Raw genomic sequence first — 3953 nt, 5'->3', positions numbered from 1 at the left:
CTTCTGGGCTTGTTTCCTCACGAACAAGGATTACAGTTTCACCATCTTTTGCTCTCTTAGCTGCTTCTGGGGCAGAGAAAGCAATCTTACCTACAGCCGCTCCTGGAGATGCTGCAAGACCTACTGTTAGAGATTCTGCCTTATCTACAGCTGCTTGTGTAAATGTAGGGTGGAGAAGACCGTCTAAGTCTTGAGGATTTACTCTTAATAGAGCTTCTTTTTCGTCAACTAATCCTTCTTCTACCATATCTACTGCTACTTGGACAGCTGCTTGGGCAGTTCTCTTACCATTTCTAGTTTGAAGGATATAAAGTTTACCTTCTTGGATAGTAAATTCCATATCTTGCATGTCTTTGTAGTGTTTTTCAAGAGTTTGAGCTGTATTATAAAATTCATCGTAAACTTCAGGCATTAATTCGTGAAGGTGGCTTATTGGTTCTGGTGTACGAACACCTGCTACTACGTCTTCACCTTGGGCATTCATTAGGTATTCACCATAAAGAACGTTTTCTCCTGTAGCTGGGTTTCTAGAGAAAGCTACACCAGTACCAGAAGTTTCGCCCATGTTACCAAATACCATGGTTTGAACGTTAACAGCTGTACCCATTTTATCATCAATTTCGTTTAATTTTCTATAAAGGATAGCTCTAGGGTTATTCCATGAAGAAAATACGGCTGAAATAGCAAGGTCAAGTTGTTCTCTAGGATCTTGTGGGAATTCAACGCCCGCAAGTTCTTTGTAAACTTTCTTGTATTTTTCTACAACATCAACGAAGTCTTCTGCTACAAGGTCGTGGTCAGTAGCTACGCCTTTTTCTTCTTTTTTAGCAGTTAGGACTTCTTCAAATTTATTTTTATCAAGTCCCATAGCAACGTCAGCGAACATTTGGATGAATCTTCTATAAGAATCATAAGCAAATCTCTTGTTGTTTGTCTTATTTTCTAGACCCTTAACAGCTATATCGTTAAGACCAAGGTTAAGTATTGTATCCATCATACCAGGCATTGATATAGGCGCACCAGACCTAACTGATACTAGAAGTGGGTCTTCGTTATTACCAAAGCTCTTGCCATTGTGGGCTTCAAGGTCTTTGATATGGTTGGTGATTTCATCGTTAAGTGCATCCCAAAGCTTCTTATCTTCTTTGTAATATCTGATACATGCTTCAGTAGTTACAGAAAAACCGTAAGGTACATTAATACCCATATTTGTCATTTCTGCTAGGTTTGCACCCTTGCCGCCGAGAAGGTCTCTCATTGTTTTGTTGCCTTCGTCGAAATTGTAAACGTATTTTGTGCTCATAATTTTTCCCTTCCTTTATTTTTATATAGTTTGTTGATAATAATTTCTGAAGTTTCTTCGATAGACTTGAAAGTAACATCTATAATAGTGCACCCCAAGTCATTCATCAATTCAAGAGCGTTATCGATTTCCTTATTGATTCTTTCTTCTGATGAATAGAGTGAATCCACCGACAAGCCCAAAGATTTGAGTCTTTCTTCTCTGATTTTTTTAAGAATACCCTTATCAATGGTAAGGCCAAAAATTTTATCAGGGTCAATTTCAAATAATTCTTTGGGAACTTTTGAATCGACCAAAATAGGAATATTGCTCACCTTAAATCCCCTGCTAGCAAGAAACATTGATAGGGGAGTTTTTGATGATCTTGAAACTCCAATTATCGCTATGTCGCAAAAAGCTAGGCCCCTAAAATCTTGCCCATCATCGAAATCTATAGCAAAATCCAAAGCCTCCATCCTTTTTTTGTGGGATTCACTTGGATAAGTGTTTGTGATTTCATTTTCTGTATGCTTTTCCAAAAGATTTGTTATTTGATTTACAGAATAATCTACAAGACCGATTTCTTTTAGGTTTTTGTCAGCTAAGTATTTTTTGACATAGGCCTTCATTTTAGAATCTCTAAATGAGTGGTAAATTATCGAACTGTCTGAATCTTCGATTGATGTTAGTAGCTTTTTAAGTTTTTCCTTGCTATTAATCCTGTCTAATAGCTTGATTTCATAAGGCTTATTAAAGTGGGCCATTGTTTGTTTAACTATTTCCAACAAGGCAATAGCACTACTATCTGAGATTATATATATTACTAACTTCATAATTTCTCCTGCACCAAGACTCTATACATATTATACCAAAAAAATTAAAATAATGAAAATCTTTTCATAAAAAATTTATAATTATCCTTATTTTTTTCTGCCCGATGTGTAAAAAATAAGCTTTTACCTATAAAAGATAAATAGATTAAAAAAGGAAATCCATATCATGAAAGAAAATGTTATTTATTTAACAAAGCCTTGAGCTATTGACTTTTAGGGAATATTTAATATAATAATCTCAAAGTTTAATACTAACAATGAAAGAGGAGTAGGCTAAAAAGTCCTTTAGAGAGAAGATGGTTGGTGAAAATCTTTGGAATAATTAGGTGAAGGTTGCTTTCATATATGTTAATGTAGCATGCATAAATGCAAAGAGAGTCTTTTTAAAAGAAATTTAGGTGGTAACGCGATAATTCGTCCTAGAATGCGTTATCACTTTTTTAATGAGAGGAGAAAATATGGATACAAAATATAATCCACAGGATTTTGAGAAAAAAATTTACAAAGAATGGGAAGATGGTGGATATTTTAAGGCAGGAGTAAACCCAGATAAAAAACCATTTACAATTGTAATGCCACCACCAAACGTTACAGGCCAGCTCCACTTAGGCCACGCCCTAAATAACACCTTGCAAGATATAATCATTAGGTATAAGAGACTTGCAGGTTTTGAAGCTCTTTGGATACCTGGTACTGACCACGCTTCTATTTCTACTGAGGCAAAAGTTGTTGGCAAAATTGCCAAAGAAGGCAAGACCAAGGCAGATTTAGGCAGAGAAGGCTTCCTTAAGGAAGCTTGGGATTGGACCCACGAATATGGCGGCACCATCAAAAGACAATTAAGGACTATAGGTGTTTCTTGTGATTGGGACCACGATTCCTTCACAATGGATGAAAATTTAACTCGTGCAGTAAAAAGAGTTTTCAAAAAAATGTACGATGACGGTTTGATTTACAGGGGAGACAGAATTGTAAACTGGGATCCAATGGCAGAAACTGCTATTTCCGATGCAGAAGTTTACCACAAAGACCAAAAGGGCAAGCTTTGGTATATCAAATACCATTATGAAGATTCTGATGATTTTATAACCATTGCTACAACCCGTCCAGAAACTATGTTAGGCGATTTGGCTGTAGCCGTAAATCCGGAAGATACAAGATTTAAAGATAAGATTGGCAAAAATTTAATCCTCCCACTTGTAGGTAGGAAAATCCCTATAATTGCAGATTCTTATGTAGATATGGAATATGGTACAGGTTGTGTAAAAATAACCCCATCCCACGACCCTAACGACTTTGAAGTAGGTGCCCGCCATGATCTTGGCCAATGTGTTGTTTTAGATTCTAAGGCCCACATTGTAGAAGGCTATGGCAAATATTCTGGCATGGAAAGATATGAAGCGAGAAAGGCTATGCTTGCTGACCTTGAAAAAGAAGGCCTACTTGTAAAAATTGAAGAAATTGACCACGCAGTTGGATATTCTGAAAGAACTGACGTTGTAATCGAACCCCTTATTTCTAAGCAATGGTTTGTTAAGATGGATGGCTTTGCCAAGATGTGTATAGATTCCTATAATTCTGGCGAATTAAAATTAATTCCAGATAATCTTTCAAAAACCTATATGAATTGGCTAGAAAATATCAGAGACTGGACTATTTCCCGTCAGCTTTGGTGGGGCCACAGGCTACCAGTTTTCTACACAGAAGACGGGGAAATCATAGTTTCAGAAGACCAACCAGATGAAAATGGGGAGCTTTACGGCAAAAAAGTTACCCAAGAAGAAGATACCCTTGATACCTGGTTCTCATCAGCTCTTTGGCCTTTTGCAACCCTAGGT

The 3953-nt window shown here is 36.8% G+C and carries 3 protein-coding genes; 1 reads left to right on the top strand and 2 read right to left on the bottom strand.

Annotation, left to right across the window (positions count from 1 at the left end; all coding sequences use genetic code 11):
• Positions 1-1303: pyruvate, phosphate dikinase (locus tag RQ907_RS07950; RefSeq protein WP_311492840.1), on the bottom strand; the 1303-nt coding region annotated here is incomplete at its 3' end.
• Positions 1300-2115, bottom strand: coding sequence for a pyruvate, phosphate dikinase/phosphoenolpyruvate synthase regulator (locus RQ907_RS07945; protein WP_311492839.1), 816 nt, complete (start codon positions 2113-2115; stop codon positions 1300-1302). The genes RQ907_RS07945 and RQ907_RS07950, both read right to left, overlap by 4 nt.
• 458 nt (positions 2116-2573) lie before the next feature.
• On the opposite strand from RQ907_RS07945, the gene RQ907_RS07940 reads away from it, so the two are divergent.
• A partial coding sequence (locus RQ907_RS07940; protein WP_311492838.1) for a valine--tRNA ligase occupies positions 2574-3953 on the top strand: 1380 nt, incomplete at its 3' end.

The organism is uncultured Anaerococcus sp. (assembly GCF_963510575.1).
Classification (GTDB): Bacteria; Bacillota; Clostridia; order Tissierellales; family Peptoniphilaceae; genus Anaerococcus.
This window is presented reverse-complemented; position numbering and strand designations above follow the sequence as displayed.